Genomic DNA, 22,493 nt, shown 5'->3' with positions numbered 1-22,493 from the left:
GACGAAGATTTCAATGTATGTATCGGCAGTTATACAGTTTCGATTGAGCAGTTTTTGGGAGAGATTTGCCGGGAAATAGACAAGATTAATTGAAGTGTCTCTCGTCTCATGGATGAGGGAATGGCTGACAACCCCACCTGGTTGGGCCGTAGCCTTACTTAGAAGGTAAGCCGCTCACCTCTGTAGGGCTGAGGTTGGTTAACTGGTAACGAATGGCCCCGTTTCTATGAAACACCAGTCGCCGGAGTTCGCGTCAGCATGACCCAGATTGTGAAGCGCAACCTCTGGGCAGTACTCGATACCCTGGAACATCACGAGCGTGGTGTTTCTTTACCAACTAATCCATCTACGGTCTTATGAGCTACTCACGCATTATCCAGTACTCACCTGATGCGGGCGAGCCGAGCCCAAGCGAATCGGAGTCCAAATACGCGCCGGAGAACAGCGAAAGCTTAGCGCAGACGCGCCATGATAAGGCGCCTGTGACCAGTAGCCCCGGCGAGGAGCCCTACACCGGCAGCCATGCTGATAACTACCAGCCCGAAGCGGTGCCCAGCCGCAACGTACCCGATGACGGTCCTAGCGGGGAAAACACAGCGAATGAGGGCGAAAACGGTGGGGGGCTGTGGACGAGTGGCGGGCAGATAACTACCGGCACGCCCTACCATGACGAAGATTGATTTAGTCATCCGACTGGATAATGAGGTAGTAGCCTTCCGGCCGGTAGGGCGAATCAACTGGCGGCCCTGCGGAAAGGTCGTATGGGTAGGTCCTGTACAATCAACAGGCCCCATGTATCAGGCAAGAGAATGCGGTAGTTACGTCTGAATTGAAGACGCTGACTAACTACTTATTCATTTACAATGCAGTAAGTGGCCCCAAGGTATCGTTGCGCAATACGCTTGCCATCTCACTAATCGCTCACATCTCGATCAGGCTGCGCTATGAGACAAAAGAGTGACCTAATTGGCTACAGCTACCCGGCTAGACCGCCCTCTCCTGCGCTAGCCGATCAAGCCAGTTCGTTGTAGTTTGGCTCGTGCTGTGGGCCAGGTCTAAGCACTGCTGAAAATAATCCAGCGACCGTCGGCACTGGTCGAGTAGCCGGGTTCGGTAGGGCTCCCGCAGTACCGTAGCCTGTATCTGCTGGTAGCGTTGCTGAGTAACCAGCAGGGCGTTTTCCAGTCGAGTCGTGTGCTGATGCTGGTAGTGTCGCTGCTGGTGCAACCAGCCAGCAAGCCATGCCCGGTGAGCAAATTGCTGGTCTGCTGACCGGTCCAGCAGATCTGGAACCGGCTGGCGTAGTATGTCAGGCAGTCGGTTGGCAGCCGTAACTCCATCAGCGGTATGCTCAGCAGTGGCCGAGGTGACAAACCGACTCGCCATGTCAATGAGCGCTCGTTGAATTGACGGCTCTGCGCTGCCAATTAAATGACCGGCAATGCTAAACACGTAGTGTTCTAGCTGCTGATTGATTTCCTGGGGCGAACGCTTAGCCATAAACGAGTAGTAAGCGAGCAACGCTGTTTTTGTATACAGTCAATTAACTGAGGTGGCTTACTAATGCCCCCAATCCATTACCAATTTGTCAGCGTGCCAATCGATATAATTGGTACCTTGTTGACATAGTACAGCAAGTATATCGCTTCTTCTGGTAATCGTGTGTAGGTATGGACTCTTTTTTGTCAGATGGTCAGCCATCACCCTCGAAGCAGGCCAAGGACAACTGGATAGTACAGAAGTGGATGGTGGCTGTCGACACATTTTACGATTACTATATCCAGCTGGGTATCTACGCCAACACCTACTACGCCCAGGAGTCGATGGGTCTTCACCCCGCGGCTTACATCGGGCAGTGTTCAATTGATCAACTGGAGGAATTGTTAGCTAGCATGCAGCAACTGCTCGACGAACTAGCGCAAGATTTACCTGATTCCGGTCAGGCAAGGGCTCAATGGACTGAGGCAAAGCTGTTAGAGCACATCCAGTTGTTAACTCAACTCAATCAGCAAGCGCAGGCGGTTTGTTATTTGGCTGGTCAACCAGCTACTTAAGTGGTTTGTCCTACTCCATCAGTTTGACCAACCCTCATGGTTATCAACTTATCAACCCTGGGGCCGGTACACTAACCACGTTTTTTGTAGACAACCTCAGCAAACGCTCGATTTACTGGACTTGTCATTGACTAACATGTACCCGAGCGTATGTTATACCTCGATCACATCGCCGTGGGTATGCTGCATGATCTGGCGGAGGGCCAGGCGGGCAATGGCAAAAGCGCTAAGTGCCAGTTCGGAAACGATCGGACTGCCGAACAGCTTCTGGACTGTCCGGCCAACCCACAACCGCCGACTAAAGCGGCCTGACCATTCGCGCTGATACGTCGTTTCAAGGGCCGAACGGGTCAGCTGACCGACCAGAAACGCATGGGTTAGCTGACTGACGAGTTTGGCGCCGTGTATCGCCATCGCCATACCGTTGCCGCAGAGGGGGGTAATCAGTCCGGCCGAATCACCCGCCATCAGAATATGGTTGTCGACGGCCTGCTTGGGGGCAAACGAAATATCATTGATAACCTCGGGCCGTTCGTACAGATGCGTCGCGTCGGACAGGACGGCTTTTAGCTGCGGATTTTTGTACAGCACTGCCTGTTCCATCGCCGGAATGCTGCCGTACCGACGCAGATTTTCGCGCGTTGTCAGGTAACAGACGCAGTAGGCGTCGTTCTCAATAGCCGACATGCCGCAGTACCCATCGGCGAAGTTGTGCAGGGCAATGCGGTTGCGCGGGAAATCCATCCGGACGTGGTACTTGACCCCCACGTAGGGTGCAGGCTGCCGCACAAACGCGCGATCGAGCACTTTGTCGAGCCGGGTGCGCTTGCCGAAAGTACCAATCACCTGACGGCACCGGATTACTTGCCCGTCGCTGAGCGTGACCACGAATCGATCGGTCGCAAACTGCACATCATCGACCGACAGACCCGTCAGGAACGATACACCCGCCCGCTGCCCCAGTTGGTACAGCGTGTAGTCGAGCTGGTAGCGGCTGATGCCGAAGCCGCCGAGATCGAGCGGAGCCGTTAACTGCCTGCCCGATGGCGACGAAACAACAAATTCGCTGATCGAAGCAGCCCCAAGCCGGGTCAGATCGACGCCCAGCGATTCGATATAATCCCGCACTTCGTTGGACACGTACTCGCCACAGACCTTGTGAAAAGGGTATGTTTTGCGTTCGACCAACGTCACCTGATGCCCGCATCGCGCTAGTTCGAGCGCCGATATGAGCCCCGCCAGCCCACCACCCACTACAACTACATCCGGATCAGTCATTCGTCACTTGCTTGTCTGTTCACTGCGTGAATGGTTCCCTGCATAGGACAACCGAAGCTGGCCTTTGGTTTTCTGAAAAGGAGTTTACATTTGCTACATGACTTATGATATGAACGAGTTGCTGGATCGCTGGCAAAAAAATCATGCGACGTATATGGCTGCTTATCAGTCGGGCCGTACGTCGTATGTTGACCATCTGCTGCCGCAAACAGCCATAGAACTGTCTGTGTATCAGGTGTTGGAAATGCTTCACAAACGGCTGGGCAATGATACGCTCCGCCGGGCACTCGACCCCTATCAAACCATTGCCAGTCCTGTAAGTAATCAGCCCGACAGCTCGTGGCTGAAGAAAAGCAACATGGTGGGCGTCAACGTCCGGACGATCAGCTCGTTCTGGCGCGTGATCGGTTACGCGCTTACGCTGCCCGCTGCCCACGACAGTATTCATCTGCTGCCCATCTGGGAGCCGGGGGTGGTCGGCAGCCTGTACGGCATGGTTAGCTGGCAGATCAACCCCGAATTTTTCGACGTCGACCTGGCCCGTTACGTGCCGGGGCTGGATACGGTGGAGAAGCAACTGCGCGTGGTAATCAATCTGTTGCACGCGATGGGGCGCACCGTTGGGATGGACGTGATTCCGCATACCGACCGCTTCTCGGAGATGGTGCTGGCCTGCCCGTCGCTCTTCGAGTGGGTCCGGCGCGACGGTTCGACCCTGGCCGATCATGGCAGCATGGTGTACCGCTACGTCGAGGAGTCGATCTGGCAGTTTCTGCGGTCGGCGGGCGCGGCTGATGGCTCACAGATTCTGTTTGCCCGCGACGTGTTTTTCTCCACCGACCTGTCGACACTGACCGACGATCAGCGGCTGCGCATTTTGTTCGGTTACCCGCAGGATCATGGCGGGCGGCTGCGTCGGCGTATTCAACTTATCCGCCACCTTACCGCTCAGGGTTTTGAAACGCTGCCGATGACGATGGCCCCGCCGTACCGGGGGCTGCACATCGACGCCGATGACTTTACCATCGATGAGTACGGACAAACCTGGTATCAGTACGCGTTCAATAAGCCCGAGGCCATGTCGCGCGTGTTTGGCCCGCTGGCCCGGTACCGGTTCTATGAATCGAAGAACGATAATCGGGACTGGGAGCTTGCTTTCGACCGCCCCAATTACCCCGCCTGGCAGTATATCAGCCGGAAAGTGGCCGACTGCCAGAAAGCCTACGGGTTCGATTTTATGCGGGGCGATATGGCTCACGTGCAGATGCAGCCGCAGGGCGCGCCAACCGACCTCACCGGTGATCTACGCTATTACGATCCGCTGCGCGCGATCAAGCACTACGTACAGGAAACGGGTGTGCCGTATTTTGGCTTCTTCGCCGAAACTTTCCTGGCGCCCCCGGCGTGATGGGCTACGGTGATGAAGACGACCACCTCGACGCGATCGATGCCGACTCGACGCTGGGCGATTTGCAGTCGATGGTTGTGACCGACCCCGAATTCAGCCAACAGCTCAGCCGGTATTACCAGTTGCTGAAAACGCGCCGGTTTGCGCCCAATTTCACGGTGATGACCGCCGACAAAGACGACCCGCGCTTCGACGAATTCTACCGGACCGGCAACCTGTTCCGGTATTTCACGGCCCTGTTTCTGACCGATATGCCGAGTTACGTTGGGCTGGGCTTTGAAACGCGTAACCTGCACCTGGAGCGTGGAGCCAACGAAGAGTATTCAAAGCTGTACGTGTTCCAGATCGGCGACGACCGCCAACCCGACAAGGTGACGCACGGGCCGTATGAGTGGGGGCAAAACGCCGATCAGTTCGAGGCTATCAGCCAGATGCGCGCTTTCGCCGAGTTGATATGGCCCGCCATCGTTGGGCGCGAAACGAAGTGGCTACTGGCTCCAGGTGAATCAGATGTGCTGGTCTGGACCCACGCGGAGCCGACCGGGTACACGTTTGCGGTGTCGCTAACGGGCGAATTGCCGGAGGTAATACCGGGGCTGGTTCCTGCCGGTAATGCCATATTTTCCGGGGCGGGATACCGGGTCTGGCTGGCGGAGTAAGTAGCTGATTGACTGCTTGTCAAGCCAATTAATCAAGAAATTCAGGCGGTTACTCCTGTTGGTGGGTAGGGTTTGAAAAATTGTGTAGATTTACTGCTCGCACCCGGCGGTTTCGCCAGCGCGAGCAGTAAAACCCAAACTTCATGATAACCACGAATCCGGTAGCTTACCGCGTACGAATGCTGGCGACCTGGCTGTTTGCCATCGGCCTGACCGGCATTCTGCTAGGGTATCAGACAACCTTACTGACTGATCCAACGCCCAGTCAGCCGGAAGAACTGATGCTATGGCTGACCAGCCGGGGTATGCTTGTTCTGACCATGATCTGCGGTTTTCTGGGGGCTGGCAGTTACCAGCGGTTGCTGGCGCGTCGGCCGCGTCGCGCAAAGTTGATTATCGCCTGCTGGCTGACGGGCCTGGGTGCGCTGGCTGTTGGGTATTACCTGCTCACGGGCGACACGACTTTTCTGAGCCTGACCGTAGCCGGTGTTATGCTGGTGAGTATGATGGCCGTGCGGGCCCGCTGGGCACTGCTGGTTCTGATGATATTGGTGCTGAATCTGCCCGGTCAGGTAGGGCGCTGGATACAGGCCAACCGCAACTATCCCATGCCTGTTTCGGAAGAAGTGAATCTGTACGAAGCCAACCAGCGTGCGCTGCGGCACGAGCGGGCCGTGGTGACCCAGTACTGGCTCGAAAGCAATTACGCCCCACTGGTGCGGTACTACGCGTCAGTATGGCCCGAGCAGTGGCTCGAACAAAGCAGCCGCTGGTCGCTGCTAATCGGGTCGGTACTGCTGGGAATGGGTATCCGGCGCTGGCTTCGCCTGCTCACCCGGCACCTGAATACAGTGCTGGTCAGCGTTGTCGGGCTGTGTACGCTCACCACGTTTCTGGAAATAACCTCGGGTCGGGTTTATACCACAACGCTCCAGCGTTACGCCGACAGCTACCGCTACCCCGGCTATTACGTGTTCGACGTACCCGACGCTCTTTACCTGACGGTTGCCGATCTGGCCTGTCTGAACATGGCCCTGCTGGTCAGTATCGGGCTGTGGCTGTTTTTCCGGCTACCATTACCCAACTGGATACCGCTGCGCCGTCCGGCCCTGTAGGTTACAACCACCGGTGAAAGGCCAGAAATAAGGCGTAGGCCAGCCCGATGGCGGCCGGTACGGTGAGGAGCCACGCAACGGCAATATTTCGCAGCGTGCCGTAATTCAGATTTTTCGTACCACCCGACGCGACCATTGCCCCGGCTACCCCGCTCGACAGCACGTGGGTGGTACTGACGGGTAAACCGGCCAGCGTACTCAGCCCAATCGTGCTGGCCGCAACCAATTCGGCGGTAGCGCCTTCGGCATATGTCAGGTGTTCGTTGCCGATCCGTTCGCCGATGGTCGTTACAATGCGTCGCCAGCCGATCATTGTTCCCAGTCCCAGCGACAGCGAAATAGCTACCAGTACCCAAATGGGCGCAAAATCGGTAGCCTTATCCAATTGCCTGATCTGTTCATTCAGCCGTGCCCGAACGTCCGCCGGTAGGGCCGTATTTGATTCGTCGGTAATCGTTTTCAACTGAGTGGTCAGGTGCTGAAATTCCCGCCGGAGCGCGTACTGTTCCCGTGTTTGCTGCCCCTGATGCTGCCGTACCTGCTGGCGTAGCTGGCTGGTGGCCCGTTCGGCCTGCGTCAGGCGGGTGGCCTGTGTGGGTGTCGATGGGCGGGTTTGGTGGAGCAGTTGTTCCGTGTTCAGTAGCAGCGTGTTAAGTTGCGTGGGCGACGTGTCTGGATTTAGCGCGAAGCGGGCGGGCAGGAACGTGATCAGGACCAGCATCAGCAGGCCGACGCCTTTCTGACCATCGTTGCTGCCGTGAAAAAAGCTGACCAGCGTACAGGTCGTCACCAGTAGCAGCCGGATGGGAAGGGGCGGGTGTTCGTGGTCGTGGCTGGGGGCACGAAACAACAGGCTGTTTTTCAGCACTTTCTTTTCCCCGTAGAGCAGCAGCAACGAGCCGACGAAGCCGATGATAGGCGACAGTAGCAGCGACAGACCAATTTCCTTCGCCTGCGCCCAGTTAACATTGCCACCGTAGTACGTCGAAAAGCCCAGACTCGCGCCGATCAGCGCGCCAATCAGCGTGTGCGAACTCGATAGGGGCAGTCCGACGTACCAGGTGCTGAGGTTCCAGATAATCGACGCCATCAGAACGGCCAGAACCAGACTGGCTCCCACGTGTACCGGCAACCGGATAAACGCATCGAGTGGCACCAGTTTGAGCAGGCTCATCGCCACCGCCGTACCAATGACGAATACGCCGATGAAATTCCAGAACCCCGACCAGATGATGGCGACGGTTGGCTTGAGCGTGTTGGTATAGATAACCGTCGCGACGGCGTTGGCCGTGTCGTGGAAGCCGTTGATGACTTCAAAGCCGAGCACGGCCAGCACGCAGATACAAAACAGGGTAAACGATAAACCGCTCAGCGTGACCGCACCAACGAACGGCAGCGTGGTATCCAGCAACAGACAAAGCATACGGGCATGGGGTCGTACAAGGGGTAAACGCAACCGCTTGAGTCGGGAACGCCGACCGGATGTTGGGTAAACCCGATTCGATGGGCCCTGTCGGCTCGCAGCGCGTTATCAAATTGTTACGCCGGGCCGTCGTTGCCGATGCGTTGGATGCTGACCGTTGTCGTGACGTACAAATGGCGATACGGGCGCGAATTCCTCGTAAGTTTGCGGCCGGGCCGGAGGGGGCCCGCTGAACTATGAAATCGCACTACGCTTCGTGGCTTATCGCCGGACTGTTTCTTACGCAAGTTGCCTGTCAGTCGGGGCAGAAAGATAAAACGCAGACCGCCGATTCGGCCGCTGTAACGGGTAAAGTAGACCCTGCCGTCGACTATGTCCCTGAAGCCATGCCGACTCGTCTGGCCGATCTGGGCCTGACCCGCGACAGTCACTGGCGGGGTGTCAACCTCGGGGACCCCTTTACAGCGGTAGCCGAACACGAACACGAAAAGCCGTTCGAACAGGACGCCAACCATGTCGGGTACACGGTCGAGTTCAAAAACCTGGAATCAGCGGATATGCTGTATTACCAGAAGGACAGCAAGGTATCGGGTATCGACGTTGACCTGTTTCTGAATAACAAATCGGCGGTAGATACTTACGCGAAAGAGCTGACGCCTTACTTCACCACCCGCTATGGCCAGCCTAAAACCGAAAATAACGTTACAACCTGGAACGGCTCCGACGGGGCGCAGGTAACACTGAAAGATGTTTCAAAAGGCAAGGACTACGGCTTGAAAATCAAATTCCGCCCCATCTCGACGGTGCAATAGTATGGATTGTGAGGGGCGGTAGAGAAGAAAACCAGCTCACGATCATGAAGAAGCCAACCTGCACAACTGCGAACACCAGACAAACTTGTCCTGATGGTGGGGTGTGAAAGGTAAAATCTACCCCGTCGACAACGGCTCCCATCACCGAGGGAATCACCATACCACCCTATGCAGGGGGAAGGCTGTAACTTGGCAACTGACTAGCTACACGCAGAATTGAGGGGCCTGAAAGAGGTCAGTAACATCAGGCTTCACCCCTTTTTATGTTCGGGTCAATAGTCTCTGAAATAGCATTTTCCAGGGAATGCTACACATCTACGATTACGATAAGGAAAAAAACGCAGCATTCAGTCCTCGTCATGGGCCTTACGGAAAGTTATTGCAGCGGTGAGTGCAACTCTGTGACGGGCAGGATTAACTTGCACTATCCGAATAACCTGTACTTCTATGACTGCTGGCCAACAGCCCGTCAATTCTTCGTCAGATCAACTGCAACAACCTGACCCCACCTTTGCCCTGCAAGCTGCTGGGATAGGTACCTGGGATCTGGATATTACTAACCAGCGAGTCTGGTGGGATGAGCGCTGTAAGCAGCTCTACGGCTTCGACAAAGACGATGTCGTGCCTTACGATCAGGTGCTTTCATATATGCATTCGGAAGACCGATCTCAAGTCGATACAGCCGTTCAATGGGCGCTAAATCCAAAATCCGAAGGATACTATGATGTTCGATTTCGGACCATTGGAGCCGCAGATGGACGTCTGCGATGGTTACACTGCCGGGGACGGGCTTTCTTTAATAACCAACAGATAGCCTACCGCTTTTCGGGCATTGCCCAGGATATTACTGAACTAATGCTGACCCGTCAGGAGGCAGATGAAAGCGAGCTAAAACTACAATCCGTACTTAATCAAGCTCCTGCCGCCATCGCCATTAGTATGCTGGTAGGCCCCGATTTAATCGTTACTGCGCCTAACCAAACCTTTATGGATACGGTGGGCAAGGGAAACGATATTGCTGGTAAGTCGCTACGAACACTCATGCCGGAGCTGGAAAGCCAGCCATTCCTGCAACTCTTCGACTGGATATTTGCGTCTGGCGAGTCCTTTCATAGCGTTGCTCAACCGGTGCGGATCGTTCAGGAAGGAGAGGAGAAAAATTACTTTTTCAACGTGGCGTTCTCCCCACTCCGCAACCCGCAGGGTGAAATATATGCGATTCTAGGCCTCTCTTTCGATGTCACTCAGCAGGTCCAGGATCGCCAGACGATCGAAGACAGCGAAGAACGCTACCGATTGCTATCAGAGCAACTGGAAGAGCAAGTCCAACAACGAACTGAAGAGTTAGCGGCTTCCAACGAAGAACTGGTTGCGGGCAACGAAGAATATGCGGCCATCAACGAAGAATTAGAAGAAGCAAACAGCTTGCTGGTTCGTTCCAATAATAATCTGCAAACATTCGCTTACGTGGCCAGCCACGACTTACAGGAGCCCCTGCGTAAAATTCAGCAGTTCGGTGATTTATTAAAAACGCGCTTTGTCGAATCAGTGGGTGGAGACGAGCTGGTTTACGTCGAGCGAATGCAGATAGCCGCTAGTCGGATGTCGACGTTGATAAAGGATTTGCTGGACTTTTCCCGGATTACCACTCGGCGCAATCAGGAGGGGGTGGTTCAACTAAGTGTTGTTATTGAGGATGTACTGTCTACACTCGACGTAACAGTCGCCGAGACGGGGGCCCAAATCCAGGTCGATGCGTTACCCGACGTGTTGGGTGATGCAACTCAGTTTCGGCAGTTATTCCAAAATTTGCTTAGTAACGCCCTCAAATTCCGCCGTTCAGATGTGCCTTCGCATATTCGTGTTACCAGTCGAGTACTAGCAGCCGATGAACTACCTCCGACCGTCAAGCCAACTCGCCGGGCAACCGACTATTATCTGATTACCGTAGCTGATAACGGTATCGGTTTCGATGAAAAATATTTAGACCGCATCTTCCAGGTCTTTCAGCGGCTGCACGGCCGGAGCCAGTATGCCGGTACGGGTGTAGGATTGGCCATCTGTGAAAAGGTCGTTACGAATCACGGGGGCGTAATCACGGCTACCAGCCAACCTAACCAGGGCGCTACGTTCATGATTTATTTGCCAGCCCACATATAATCGGTTGCTATGTTATTGTCATAAGCCGTAAGACAGTTTAACAAATTTGTCTTACAGCTTAATTTTTGCGTCTTACATTCTTGCTCACACGGTGGATCGTGGAGCCGGTCTGCCGGTGCGGGTGGCGGGCTTTCCATCGTCGGCTAGCGAAAGACTACGAAGTAAAAGAGTCTCACGCTGAAGCTATTATCTATTGGACGATGATTCGGCTGATGTCCGGAAAAATTCGTGACACACAATCCCGGACAACCTCTTAAGGGGAGCAGCCCAGGTCACAACTGCCAGCGGCCCCACTCGATAGTCAGAATCAGATCGGCCATTTAACCAGGATAGTTGAGGGCATTGCTACTTGCTTACCGGAGCAGGGTAAAACGTCAGTATGGCAACGGCTTTTTGGTTAGATCAACTTTCTTCCCCTTTGTCGCTAAGCCAAATACCCTGGCTGTATAACTGCCAGCATTCTTGACCTGCCATAAGCGGCTCCGTAATGCTGGCGGTTAACTACATCAATTGCGTGCAGCCCCGCCACTGCGGCAAATTAGTCAAGGTTTTGGTCTTGAGCTTATTACCACCGCACCTGCCCGTCACCGGTGACGATCCATTTTTCGGTGACCAACTTTTCGAGGGCGAACGGACCGCGCGCGTGAAGTTTTTGTGTGGAAATACCGATCTCCGCGCCCAGCCCAAATACACCACCATCGGTGAAACGCGTCGACGCATTGGCGTAGACAGCAGCCGCGTCAACTTCGCGCAGGAACTGATCGATCAGCGATTGGTTTTGCGATACAATAGCTTCCGAATGCCGCGACGAATACGCCTGAATGTGCGACAAGGCTTCGTCGAGTCCGTCGACGAGCTTGATAGCCAGCTTGTAATCCAGAAATTCACGCCCGAAATCGTCGGGTTGTGCGTGCTGTAGTTGTTCGTAACCCGCATCGTACAGGATCGCGTACGACGACTCATCGGCAAACACCTCCACGTTCCACTTCCGTAGATCGTCGATCAGCATCGGCAGAAACTGACCCGCAATCACCGTATCGACCAGCATACAATCCAGGCTGTTGCAGACCGACGGGCGCGACACCCGGCCGTTGATAACGATGGCAGCCGCTTTGGTGAGATCGGCTGTAGCTTCGACGTATGCGTGGCAAACGCCCGCGCCGGTTTCAATCGTTGGCACCAGCGAGTTTTTGCGGACAAACTGAATCAGGGATTCCGACCCGCGCGGAATAATAATGTCGACGTAGCGAGTTGCCGTTAGCAGTTCGCCGACGACGGCCCGGTCGGGTGGGAGCAGGGTAACGGCGGCTGTCGGTACGTCGAACTCGGCCAGCACCGATTGAATCAGACCGACGAGGTAGCGGTTGGAGAAGTCGGCTTCTTTGCCGCCTTTCAGCACGCACGCATTCCCCGACCGCAGACAAAGCGACGCTACGTCGATAGTGACGTTGGGTCGGGCTTCGTAAATCACACCCACTACGCCCAGCGGTACCGCAATTTTTTTGAGTTGCAGCCCCTGTTCAATCGTCCGGTCGATGAGTACTTCCCCCGCCGGGTCGGGCAGTACGGCAACGTCGCGCAGACTCGTGGCCAGCCCGTCGATACGCGCATCGGTCAGTTTGAGCCGGTCGTATTTCGGATCGGATTCGGGCATCCGGTCGAGGTCTTTCTGGTTCTCGGCCAGGATGTCGATTTTGTGGGCAAGCAGTACGTCGGCCAGGCGGTTGAGCAGGTCGGTTTTACGGGCCGGGCTAAGCCGCCGGACGGCCGCAGCCGCCTGTTGCGTTGCCTGTAGGAGTGGGGTAATAGGAGTCATAGAATTACAAAAGTACAATATCGCTGGCATTGGCGACGTCGACGTTCTGCTGATTCAACTGTTGCTGAAGCTGTTCCGACGAAATCCGTGCCCGCGCTACGGCGACTGCCACCTGTTGCTCGTCCAGAATCTCGACCATTTCGCCAGCCGCAAACTCGCCCAGAATGGCGCGTACCCCCACGGCCAGCAGGCTCCGGCGCTGGGTCAGTGCCCGCACGGCCCCCATGTCTACCTGAAGCCGCCCGACCACCAGCGAGCCACTCGCCAGCCAGCGGTTGCGGGCGCTCATCGCCGTTTCGCTGGCGGGAAATTCGGTGCCCGTTTCACCCGCCAATGCCCGGCGCAAACTGTCGGGTTCACTCAGCCCGAAGATGACCACCCGAATACCCATGCGCGTCGCCAGTTTGGCAAACGTCAGCTTCGACGCCATACCGCCCAGGCCCAACGACGATTTGTCGGTGCGAACTACGCCGAACACCTGCTCGTCAAACCGCTCGACCCGCCGGATAATCTGGTTGTTGGCGTCGAGCAGCCCACCCACCGACGTGCAAAGCATCAGTACCTCGGCCCCGAAACCAACGGCGATTAGCGTGGCCAGTTCGTCGTTATCGGAAAATTTCAGCTCGCGGCTGCTCACCACGTCGTTCTCGTTGGCAATCGGAATCAGGCCGTTGGCCCAGAGCTCTTCGTAGGTTTGTTTGAGTTGCAGAAACTGATCCCGATTGGCGAAGTGCTGCCGTTCGCACAGGCTCTGGGCGATATGAACACCGTAGATCGAGAAGAAACGCGAATACTGGTTCAGCAGCAGCAGATTGCCCACGGCGGCAGCGGCTTTGCGCTGCGTGATGTCGCCCCGATAGTCGCGGATGAGGGCTTTTCCGGCTCCCACTGCCCCCGACGATACCAGCACGATGCGGTAGTGGGGGTGGAGCGCGGCCACCTGCCGGGCAATGTCGACCATGACCGGTTCGTTGGGCTCGCCGGAGGGACGGGTGATCGACGCCGTGCCGAATTTCAGGACAAGTACGGGTTTACTCATGCCCGCAAAGATAAGATTCCGGCAACAGCATCCGGCCCGTTAATCGCCCGGATGGTTGCGAAACAGATGCTCGACCAGCGGCTCGGTGAAGCGGGCCTTTTTTCGCATGGCTGCTTTAAGCCGTTTGTGGTAATCGGCTTTCGGGATTTCGATAGCCCCGTACCGACGCACGTTATCGTTGATAAACTGGGTGTCGAGTAGTTCGTAGCGTTGTTGCCGCAGCGTCATAATCAGGTAATGAAACGCCACTTTCGACGCGTCGCTGACCCGGTGAAACATCGATTCGCCGAAGAAAGCCGCACCCAGCGATACGCCGTACAACCCACCTACCAGTTCGTCGTTCTGGTACGTTTCCACGCTGTGGGCCAGTCCCATGCGGTGCAGTTCGGTATACGCCTGGATGATTTCGTCGGAGATCCAGGTGCTGTCGTCGGCGGAGCGGGGGAAGGAGCAGTTCCGCATGACCTGTTCGAAATTCGTATCAAACCGCACCTCGAAGCGCTCCTGATTTAGCGTTGGTCGCAGCGACTTCGCCGGTTTGTAGGTATCGATGGGGATGATGGCGCGCGGGTCGGGGGCATACCAATAGAGCGTTCCGTCGGCGTCGGCCATCGGAAAAATACCGTTGATGTACCCGTAAATCAATTCGTCGGCCGTCAGCTTGCTCATTATCGCGGGAGATAGCCCTCCTGACAAATATAGAAAAAATGCTGAGTTTACATTGTTACGGCTGGATCAAGTTTTGTAACCCATTTGGTATATTGCATCGATTACGTCCACCTGTCAACTCATATGATCAAACGTTTTACTGTTCGTTCCAAATCCCTCTGTCTGTTCACGTTAGCCTTACTTTATGCACTGACCAGCTACGCCCAGAAAGGCGACCGTGCAAAAACCGGCGATTCCGCGCCGGTCGTGAAATTCGGGCAGGCAGCGCCCGCTGATTTCTCCAGTGCGTCGATGGATTCGGCTGGTGCCGTCGTGCTGTACAAATACGGCGAAGTCCGGTTCGACGTCATTTCGGATCAGCTGTGGCTTATCACGACCCACCACGTCCGAACCCGGATCAACAAAAAGTCAGCCTACGATCTGGCGACCATCGAACTGCCGGTCCGGCGGGGGAAGGCCGGTCAGCACGAGCACATCAACTATTTTGAAGGCTACACCTATAACCTGGTCAATGGGCAGGTCGAAGAAACCAAACTACCCAGAGCCGGGCATTTTACCGACCGCGCCGACGATGCGTACCAAATCGAAAAATACACGCTGTCGAACGTGCGGGAGGGTTCGATCATCGAGTACAAGTACGAACTGCGCACCCCGTTTGCGATCAGTCATACGCCCCGCACCTGGTATTTTCAGCAGAGCATTCCCGTGAAGTGGAGCGAGTACCGGATTACCATTCCTAACTACTTCTACTACAACATCATTCAGACGGGCTACCTGCCGATCGCCGTCAACGAGCACAACGAAGGCAGCATGACGCTGATTCCGGGCGAACACCAGATTGGCTATGTAGCGTATCGTTTCGCGGTCAAAGATGCCCCCGCCTTCCGCGACGAAGCGTACATTACCACCGACGAAGATTACCTGTCGAAGATCGATTTTGAGATGGCGCGGTACATTTTGCCCGGCAATCATCAGCAAACGTTCTCGCTCAACTGGACTGACCTGGACAACACGCTGCTGGGCGACGCGTCGTTTGGGGGGCAACTGAAGCGGGGCGGGTTCATGCGCGAAACGGCGCAGACGATAATCCGCGACCATGCTGATACGCTGGCCCGCGTTACGGCGGCCTACGACTTTATCCGGAAGCGGATGAAGTGGAACAACAAAACGTCGATCTGGTCGAACAACGTTAAAACGGTTTATGAAGCGGGCAAAGGCGACGCGGCCGACATCAACCTGCTGTTGATTGCGATGTTGCGGGAGATGAACCTCGACGCCAATCCGGTTATTCTCAGCACGCGCTCCCACGGGCGCATCGATGAGTCGTTTGCGCTGCTGAAAAAATTCAATTACGTCGTGGCGCATGTGTGGGTGGGCAACAAAGACCTGCTGCTCGATGCCACCGACAGCCACCTGATACCGGGTATGCTGACGCGCGACTGCCTGAACGGACAGGGACGGCTGATTCACCCCCAGAAAGCCCGGTTTATTGCGCTTAACCTCGCCGAACGATCCGTCGAAACGGTTACCGCCAGGCTGTCGATCAGCGAGGAGGGAGACGTTAGTGGTGCCGTGCAGATGCTGACGGGTGGACACGCGGGCTGGGAAACCCGGCGCGAAATTGCGACGAATGGGCGTACCAAATACAACGACGAACTGCGCAAGGAACGTCCCGGCTGGCAGTTCGACTCCGTATCTGTCGATAATAGCCGGGCTGGTACGACGGCCGTCGTCACCAGTTGCACCGTGGCCATTGCCAATGCCTGTTCGCAGGCGGGCGACCGGCTATATTTTCGCCCCATGCTGACTGAAGGGCACCATCAGAATCCGTTCAAGGGCACTGAGCGGCTGTATCCGGTCGATTTTGGCGTGCTGGTCGACGAAACCTTCACCGCTACCTACACGCTGCCAGCGGGCTACAAGGTAGAGGAACTGCCCAAACGGGCGCTGGTGGTGATGCCCAACAACGGTGGCCGCTACGCCTTCGACATTAGCGTCAACGAGCGCAACGAACTACAGGTGCTGAGTCGGCTGGCGCTGCGGCAGCCCGTTTACCCGGCTGTGGAATACGAAGCACTCCGCGAGCTATTTGCGCTCATGGTGGCCAAACAGGCTGAGCAGGTTGTTTTGAAACGCACGACCACAGCCGCCAAATGATCGCCATGAAATACACCCTGATCGGCCTGCTCTGCCTGGGCGGTAAGCTGGCCTGCGCACAGTCGGAATACCAGAGCAGTACGCTACCTGATGCACTCCGGGAGAACGCTCATAGCGTCGTCCGGCGACACGAAACCCAGTTTATCGTCAAATCGCCGGGGGAGGCCACCAAACGCGTTCGCCGGGTCGTGACAGTGCTCGACGAACAGGGCGACGATCAGGCCGTACAGGTGGCGGGCTACGACAAGCTGTCGGCCATTGATGAGTTTACCGGTGCATTGTACGATGCCAGCGGGACGCTGATTCGCAAGCTGAAAAAAGCGGACATTGCCGATCAGAGTTCACAGTCGACGCAGGGCTTTTACGACGATCAGCGGTATCGGTCGGCTTCGTTTCCCAAACAGCCGGGCTACCCCTACACGGTGGAGTTTGTGCTTGAAACGACGGAGAAAAACCTGATGCTGTACCCGACCTGGATACCGCAGAACGACGAGCATCTGAGCGTCGAACAGGCTACGTTTACGGTGCAGATGCCCAAAGGACTGACGCTGCGCCACAAAGCCGTGAACATCTCCGCACCGGTATCCGTCAGCACCACTTCCGACGGGCGGCAGTCGTTTACCTGGACGCTGGCCAACCTGCCCGCCCTGGTACTCGAACCGCTGTCGCCCCCGGCGCGTGAGCAGCTGCCCATCGTGTACACGGCCCCGTCGGCTTTCGACGTACAGCGGTATTCGGGCAACCTGTCGACCTGGCGCGATTTGGGCCGGTTCTACCACACGCTCAACGCCGGTCGGGATCAACTGCCCGAAGCGGTGCAGCAGGAGGTTGTTGACCTGGTGAAAAGCGAACCGACGACGGCGGGCAAAGTAGCCAGAATCTACCGCCATTTGCAGGATCATACCCGCTACGTCAGCATTCAGTTGGGCATCGGCGGCTGGCAGACTATCGACGCGGCCAGCGTGGCCAAAAGCCATTACGGCGACTGCAAAGCCCTGACCAACTACATGAAAGCTATGCTGACTGTAGCGGGTATACCGGCTTATCCGGTGCTGGTGCGGGCGGGTGAGAACGAATCCGACGCGCGAATCGACTTCCCCAGTTTTCAGTTCAACCACGTGGTGCTGTGCGTCCCCAACGGGCGCGACACGACCTTTCTGGAATGCACCAACAACCTGATGCCGCCGGGCTACATGAGCGATTTCACCGGCAACCGCCACGGGCTCCTGGTACTACCCGACGGGGGGCGTATCATCCAGATGCCCGTTTACCGACCGGCCGACAACCGGCAGCAGCGGCAGATTCAGGTCACGATCGGCAGCGACGGCACCGCAACGGCGGCTGTACGAACCCACTACACCGGCTTGCAGCACGACACTTACGCGCAGGCCATGCACGCCCTAAGCCACGACGAACAGCGTAACTGGCTTATCAAACGAATATCGATTCCGTCGTTTGAACTGGGTGCGTTTGGCTACAAAGCGGAAGTCGGCCCCCTGCCCGCCGTTACCGAAAACCTGTCGCTGACGGCCCGGCAGTGGGCTAAGACGAGCGGGAGCCGGTTGTTTTTACCACTAAATCTGCTGTCGGCCCAGACGACCGTTCCCCCGACGCTGAGTACCCCCCGCCGGACCCCACTGGTGATGAACACCAACTACGATTACGAAGACACCGACACAGTGGTGTACCAGGTACCGGAGGGCTACGCGCCGGAGTTCAAGCTCGACCCGACCGTGATCGAATCGGCCTTCGGGCGGTATTCGGCGCAGGTCGCCGTCGAGGGAAAAAAGGTCACCTACATTCGCCGGATGAGTATGCACGGCGGGCGTTACCCGGCTACCACCTACACCGACTGGGTGGCGTTTCGCCGGAAAGTGGCCCGTGCCGACCGCGCGCAGCTGGTGTTTGTGAAAAGCAATTAAACCAAACCCTTTTGCCCCTGTCGAACGTTTACCACGAAACGATTCACGTACATCATGAAGAAAGTACTTATCCTGAGCCTGCTGGCTCTGCCGCTGCTGCTGGCCAGTTGCGGTCTTAACAAACAGATTTCGCAGGCTAAAACCCTCGGTGACTGCCGCTACAGCATAAACTCCGTCGACAGCATTTATCTGGCGGGTATCAACGTAAAAAGCCTTCGCAAGCTTGAAGACCTCGACCCGGTGAAATACCCCCGGCTGGCGGCCGGTCTGCTGACGCGCAATGTACCCCTCGACGCTAAGCTGAACCTGCAAATCACCAACCCGACTAACCGCGTGGCTGGTATCAATCAGCTGGAATACAAGATTTTGCTGGCCGGGCAGGAGCTGTTCAATGGCTTCCTGAACCAGCGGATCGAAGTGCAACCCGGCGGGGGCAGAACCGTTGTGCCGGTGCGGCTCAACACCAACGCCTACCAACTGCTGACCGACGCCAAAACCCGCGATGCGTTTACGCAACTGGTGCAGAATATGGCGGGGTCGAGCAATACGCAGCCGTCGAAGCTGACGATCCGGATCAAGCCAACGCTCGATCTGGGTAGCAAGCAGATTAATTACCCCGGCTATATCACGATCGATCAGGACGTGACGAACAAAATCCTGACGGGTCGCTAGATGCGCAGAAACTGGCTGTTCCGACAGAATCGCCAGCTATGGGTAATATAACACTGGCCCCGGCTTTTAGAGTCGGGGCTTTTTTGTGCCCGTCTGTTGCTGAACTGACTAACTATGCGCCGACTTCTTTCCGTTCTTCTGCTGCTGAGCGTAGCTACACCCATGCTGGCCCAGAACCGCATCCAGCTCACCCACTCCGAAGCCGACAAACGCGTTACCGTCATGGTCGACGGCAAGCCGTTTACAGCCTATATATACCCCGGCCCGGATGTCCTGAAAAAGCCGGTGCTGTACCCGATTCGGTCGGCGGGGGGGCATTTCATTACGCGGGGCTGGCCAATGGACCCCCGGCCCGGTGAACGCGTCGACCACCCGCACCATGTGGGTATGTGGTTCAACTACGGCGACGTCAACGGGCACGACTTCTGGAACAATTCGACCGCTATCGGACCGGAGCACAAAGGGCCATTTGGTACCGTCGTGCATACGGGCGTCAAGTCGATGAAGAGCGGCAAAGACAACGCCGAACTGACCGTCACGGCCGACTGGCTCGATAAAGACGGCAAACGAATGCTCGAAGAAACGACGATGTATGTCTTCCGGGGAAACGCCAACAGCCGCACCATCGACCGCCTGACGACGCTCAAGGCCGACGGGCAGGACGTGGTTTTCAAAGACAACAAAGAAGGCATGATTGCACTACGCATGGCCCGGCAACTCGAACAGCCGTCGACCAAGCCCGAACTGTTTACCGACGCGCAGGGTGTACAAACGAAAGTGCCGGTGATGAACAACGACGGGGTAACGGGTATGTATCGCAGCAGTGAAGGCGTCGAAGGCGATGCTGTCTGGGGGACGCGCGGCAAGTGGATGGCCCTGTCGGGAACGGTTGAGAACGAGCCTGTCACGGTAACGCTGCTCGATCACCCCAAAAACGTCGATTACCCGACGTACTGGCACGCCCGTGGCTACGGTTTGTTTGCCGCCAACCCGCTGGGCCGGTCGGTCATGAGCAGCGGCAAAGAACCCGCGCTGAACTACACACTGCCCGCCGGAAAGTCAGTTACGTTTCGCCACCGGTTGCTGATTCAGTCGGGCAAACCCGACGACGACTACAACAAGCAGATGACAGACTTTGCGCGTTAAGGGTGTATCATCAACGACAAAACCCGGTTACAATACGTAGCCGGGTTTTGTCTTTTTTGGGGAAACGGAAAACAGTCGCTGCCAAAACCGGGCAGACGTGTATCGTGGATTTATCCAATTCAGGTTTAATTCAGATGTATCAGTGCTGACCGGTAAACGCGGCTGTTCTGCGTAGTCAGCCAGGTACGAAGCGTCGCGCTATCGTCGGTGGCCCGGTTGAATTCCGCGTCTATTTGCCGGAGCAGAAAAAAGAGCTGGTGCACGTGCTGCCATTGCCGGGCCAGGATCTGTGCATCGTCGGTGGCGCGCGGGGTAGTGTGAACACTCTGCGTAAGCTGTCGCAGGCTCATCTTGAGGTGATAGCGCAGCACCATCAACCGACCCGCCATGCGGGTTTCGGCCGGAAACCGTTCGAGATGCGCTATACACCGGCCAAGTACGTTGTTGCGCTGCTGAAGCTGATCCGACACAACCATCCAGGCGTGTTCAGCTTTCATTGATTCGTAGCTAGCTGTTTTCTGACTCATAGTACAGTACGGATTATAAACAAATATATAATTTACTGCCTAAAAAATTTGCCTACTGTCAATATTGTAAAATTTTAATTTGTCTATCAACTAATAGGCCAATGATTAGAGTTGTGAAAAAGAACAAGGTTTAACGGAGATTTATTGTTTTTCGATGGCTCATAAGCCGACCTCATTGATACATCAATGGTTGAGTAAACAATCGTACGGGCTAACCGTAAACTGATAGACGTATATAGTGTCGGCCACCAAAAACCGTAACTTGCGGTATGGACCCGATGTACAAAGTGCTGATTGTCTGCACCAGCCACACCCTATACCCGCGAAAGTCGCATAAAACAGGACTTTGGCTGAGTGAGGTGACCCACTTCTGCGATGAACTGACCGACCGAAACCTGCCGTTCGATATAGCCAGTCCGGCGGGAGGAAGCATTCCCATCGACGAAAAAAGCGTCGACCGGCGCGACACGACCAACGAAAAATGGTCGCACAACCCGGTGTTTCAGCAAAAAATGGCGAATTCGATACCGCTGAGCGATATCGACCCCAAGCAGTACCAGATTCTGTATCTGGCCGGTGGGCACGGCAGCCTGTGGGATTTTCCGCAAAACGAAGCGTTGCAGGCTATCACACGGCAGATTTACGAACGCGGAGGTATGGTAGCGGCCGTGGGTCACGGTGTGAGCGGGCTGCTCAACGTGACCCTGTCTGACGGTACGTCGCTGATTGAGAACCGGCAGGTTACCGGTTTTGCCAATGTAGAAGAGAAGATTGCCCGGCTCGACGATCAGGTGCCGTTTCTGCTCGAAGATAAATTGCGGGAGAAAACCAGCCTGTACAGCAAAGGACTGATTCCGTTTCTGACCCACATCGAAGTCGACGACCGGCTCGTCACGGGCCAGAACCCCCTCTCGGCCCGCAAGGTAGGGCGGAAGGTGCTGGAGGAAATGTATGAGAAATAGTTTAACGTTTAGGGCTCAATGTTTAAGGTTCATCCGCCGGACAAACCTTAAACATTGAGCCCTAAACGTTAAACCCAAACCCTAAACTGCTACGTGGGGGAATACTTCGCGGAGCGTTAGTAGCTCCTGGTCTTTGTCCGACACAATGGGATTTTTGACGCCCCAGTCAATATTGAGGTCGGGGTCGTTCCAGATAATGCCCGACTCCGACGCCTTATTATATACGTTGGTGCATTTGTACGTGAAGATGCTGTCTTCCAGCGCTACAAAACCATGCCCGAAGCCTTCAGGAATGTAGGCCATGTTGGCTAGCTTGGCGTCTAGCAAAAACGTTTCGTACTTGCCGAAGGTGGGGGAATCAGGGCGCAGGTCGACGGCGATGTCGAGTACCTGTCCGCTTGCTACCCGCACCAGTTTACCCTGTGCGAAGGGCTCATTCTGCATGTGCAACCCCCGCAGTACGCCCTTTACCGAGAACGACTGATTATCCTGCACGAAATCCATGGGTAGACCCAGTGAAGCAAACAGGGGCTTGTTGTACGACTCGAAAAAGTAACCGCGCTCGTCTTCAAATACGCGGGGAATCAGTTCAATCAGGCCCTCGATGGCAGTGTGCCGAACTTGCATAAGCAAAAAGTGTACGTCGCGTACCGGTTTGATAAAGAGTTGTTACT

General features: G+C 55.9%; 20 protein-coding genes. 12 read left to right on the top strand and 8 right to left on the bottom strand.

Annotated features, from left to right (window positions below; genetic code table 11):
- Positions 1 to 356 precede the first annotated feature (356 nt).
- Entirely contained in the window at positions 357 to 680 is a 324-nt protein-coding gene (locus HH216_RS22300) for a hypothetical protein (RefSeq protein WP_169552870.1), read from the top strand.
- A gap of 304 nt (positions 681 to 984) precedes the next feature.
- Here HH216_RS22300 and HH216_RS22295 read toward each other — a convergent pair whose 3' ends face one another.
- Positions 985 to 1,500, bottom strand: coding sequence for a hypothetical protein (locus tag HH216_RS22295; RefSeq protein WP_169552869.1), 516 nt, complete (start codon positions 1,498 to 1,500; stop codon positions 985 to 987).
- Positions 1,501 to 1,670: 170 nt separating this feature from the next.
- Here HH216_RS22295 and HH216_RS22290 point away from each other — a divergent pair, with 170 nt between their 5' ends.
- Positions 1,671 to 2,054 carry a hypothetical protein gene (locus HH216_RS22290; RefSeq protein ID WP_169552868.1) on the top strand — a complete coding sequence of 128 codons (384 nt, stop codon included), beginning with the start codon at positions 1,671 to 1,673 and terminating at the stop codon, positions 2,052 to 2,054.
- A gap of 153 nt (positions 2,055 to 2,207) precedes the next feature.
- On the opposite strand, the gene HH216_RS22285 is transcribed toward HH216_RS22290, so the two are convergent.
- The gene (locus HH216_RS22285; RefSeq protein ID WP_169552867.1) at positions 2,208 to 3,332 is read right to left on the bottom strand and encodes an NAD(P)/FAD-dependent oxidoreductase; all 1,125 of its coding nucleotides are present in this window, start codon (positions 3,330 to 3,332) and stop codon (positions 2,208 to 2,210) included.
- 97 nt (positions 3,333 to 3,429) lie between these two features.
- On the opposite strand from HH216_RS22285, the gene HH216_RS26970 reads away from it, so the two are divergent.
- The 3 genes from HH216_RS26970 (at position 3,430) to HH216_RS22275 (ending at position 6,514) form a co-directional block, all read left to right on the top strand.
- On the top strand, positions 3,430 to 4,740 hold the full coding sequence (locus tag HH216_RS26970; protein WP_408641749.1) for an alpha-amylase family protein: 1,311 nt from the start codon (positions 3,430 to 3,432) through the stop codon (positions 4,738 to 4,740).
- Positions 4,740 to 5,399 carry a hypothetical protein gene (locus tag HH216_RS26965; RefSeq protein ID WP_408641748.1) on the top strand — a complete coding sequence of 220 codons (660 nt, stop codon included), beginning with the start codon at positions 4,740 to 4,742 and terminating at the stop codon, positions 5,397 to 5,399. The genes HH216_RS26970 and HH216_RS26965 overlap by 1 nt, the downstream gene beginning before the upstream one ends.
- Before the next feature lie 143 nt (positions 5,400 to 5,542).
- On the top strand, positions 5,543 to 6,514 hold the full coding sequence (locus HH216_RS22275) for a hypothetical protein (protein WP_169552866.1): 972 nt from the start codon (positions 5,543 to 5,545) through the stop codon (positions 6,512 to 6,514).
- Position 6,515: 1 nt separating this feature from the next.
- Here HH216_RS22275 and HH216_RS22270 read toward each other — a convergent pair whose 3' ends face one another.
- On the bottom strand, positions 6,516 to 7,937 hold the full coding sequence (locus HH216_RS22270) for an inorganic phosphate transporter (protein WP_169552865.1): 1,422 nt from the start codon (positions 7,935 to 7,937) through the stop codon (positions 6,516 to 6,518).
- A 236-nt stretch (positions 7,938 to 8,173) separates the two neighbouring features.
- Between HH216_RS22270 and HH216_RS22265 the strand changes: the two genes are divergently transcribed.
- Together HH216_RS22265 and HH216_RS22260 are read left to right on the top strand one after the other, a co-directional pair.
- Positions 8,174 to 8,749, top strand: coding sequence for a hypothetical protein (locus HH216_RS22265; RefSeq protein ID WP_169552864.1), 576 nt, complete (start codon positions 8,174 to 8,176; stop codon positions 8,747 to 8,749).
- 447 nt (positions 8,750 to 9,196) lie between these two features.
- Positions 9,197 to 10,909: a PAS domain-containing sensor histidine kinase gene (locus HH216_RS22260; RefSeq protein WP_169552863.1), complete on the top strand. Its 1,713-nt coding sequence runs from the start codon at positions 9,197 to 9,199 to the stop codon at positions 10,907 to 10,909.
- A 565-nt stretch (positions 10,910 to 11,474) separates the two neighbouring features.
- On the opposite strand, the gene HH216_RS22255 is transcribed toward HH216_RS22260, so the two are convergent.
- The 3 genes from HH216_RS22255 to aat are packed head-to-tail and all read right to left on the bottom strand — an operon-like array spanning position 11,475 to position 14,433.
- A complete protein-coding gene (locus HH216_RS22255; protein WP_169552862.1) occupies positions 11,475 to 12,725 on the bottom strand; it encodes a glutamate-5-semialdehyde dehydrogenase in 1,251 nt (416 codons plus the stop codon).
- A gap of 4 nt (positions 12,726 to 12,729) precedes the next feature.
- On the bottom strand, positions 12,730 to 13,764 hold the full coding sequence (gene proB / locus HH216_RS22250; protein ID WP_169552861.1) for a glutamate 5-kinase: 1,035 nt from the start codon (positions 13,762 to 13,764) through the stop codon (positions 12,730 to 12,732).
- Positions 13,765 to 13,803: 39 nt separating this feature from the next.
- On the bottom strand, positions 13,804 to 14,433 hold the full coding sequence (gene aat / locus HH216_RS22245) for a leucyl/phenylalanyl-tRNA--protein transferase (RefSeq protein ID WP_169552860.1): 630 nt from the start codon (positions 14,431 to 14,433) through the stop codon (positions 13,804 to 13,806).
- Positions 14,434 to 14,556: 123 nt separating this feature from the next.
- Between aat and HH216_RS22240 the strand changes: the two genes are divergently transcribed.
- The 4 genes from HH216_RS22240 to HH216_RS22225 all read left to right on the top strand — a co-directional run bounded on the left by HH216_RS22240 (position 14,557) and on the right by HH216_RS22225 (position 20,330).
- Positions 14,557 to 16,590, top strand: coding sequence for a transglutaminase domain-containing protein (locus HH216_RS22240; protein WP_169552859.1), 2,034 nt, complete (start codon positions 14,557 to 14,559; stop codon positions 16,588 to 16,590).
- Between the two features lie 5 nt (positions 16,591 to 16,595).
- On the top strand, positions 16,596 to 18,512 hold the full coding sequence (locus HH216_RS22235) for a DUF3857 domain-containing transglutaminase family protein (RefSeq protein WP_169552858.1): 1,917 nt from the start codon (positions 16,596 to 16,598) through the stop codon (positions 18,510 to 18,512).
- 54 nt (positions 18,513 to 18,566) lie between these two features.
- Positions 18,567 to 19,184, top strand: a complete 618-nt coding sequence (locus HH216_RS22230; RefSeq protein WP_169552857.1) for a hypothetical protein — start codon at positions 18,567 to 18,569, stop codon at positions 19,182 to 19,184.
- A gap of 114 nt (positions 19,185 to 19,298) precedes the next feature.
- A complete protein-coding gene (locus HH216_RS22225) occupies positions 19,299 to 20,330 on the top strand; it encodes a DUF6807 domain-containing protein (RefSeq protein ID WP_169552856.1) in 1,032 nt (343 codons plus the stop codon).
- A gap of 125 nt (positions 20,331 to 20,455) precedes the next feature.
- On the opposite strand, the gene HH216_RS22220 is transcribed toward HH216_RS22225, so the two are convergent.
- On the bottom strand, positions 20,456 to 20,857 hold the full coding sequence (locus HH216_RS22220) for a hypothetical protein (protein WP_169552855.1): 402 nt from the start codon (positions 20,855 to 20,857) through the stop codon (positions 20,456 to 20,458).
- A 269-nt stretch (positions 20,858 to 21,126) separates the two neighbouring features.
- Here HH216_RS22220 and HH216_RS22215 point away from each other — a divergent pair, with 269 nt between their 5' ends.
- Positions 21,127 to 21,819 carry a type 1 glutamine amidotransferase domain-containing protein gene (locus HH216_RS22215; RefSeq protein WP_169552854.1) on the top strand — a complete coding sequence of 231 codons (693 nt, stop codon included), beginning with the start codon at positions 21,127 to 21,129 and terminating at the stop codon, positions 21,817 to 21,819.
- A gap of 81 nt (positions 21,820 to 21,900) precedes the next feature.
- Here the strand turns inward: HH216_RS22215 and rfbC are convergent, their stop codons facing one another.
- The gene (rfbC, locus tag HH216_RS22210) at positions 21,901 to 22,446 is read right to left on the bottom strand and encodes a dTDP-4-dehydrorhamnose 3,5-epimerase (RefSeq protein ID WP_169552853.1); all 546 of its coding nucleotides are present in this window, start codon (positions 22,444 to 22,446) and stop codon (positions 21,901 to 21,903) included.
- Between the last annotated feature and the right edge of the window lie 47 nt (positions 22,447 to 22,493).

This window comes from Spirosoma rhododendri, from assembly GCF_012849055.1.
Taxonomy (GTDB): Bacteria; Bacteroidota; Bacteroidia; order Cytophagales; family Spirosomataceae; genus Spirosoma; species Spirosoma rhododendri.
The sequence above is the reverse complement of the archived record's forward strand: the minus strand, read 5'-3'. Positions and strand labels throughout refer to the sequence as shown.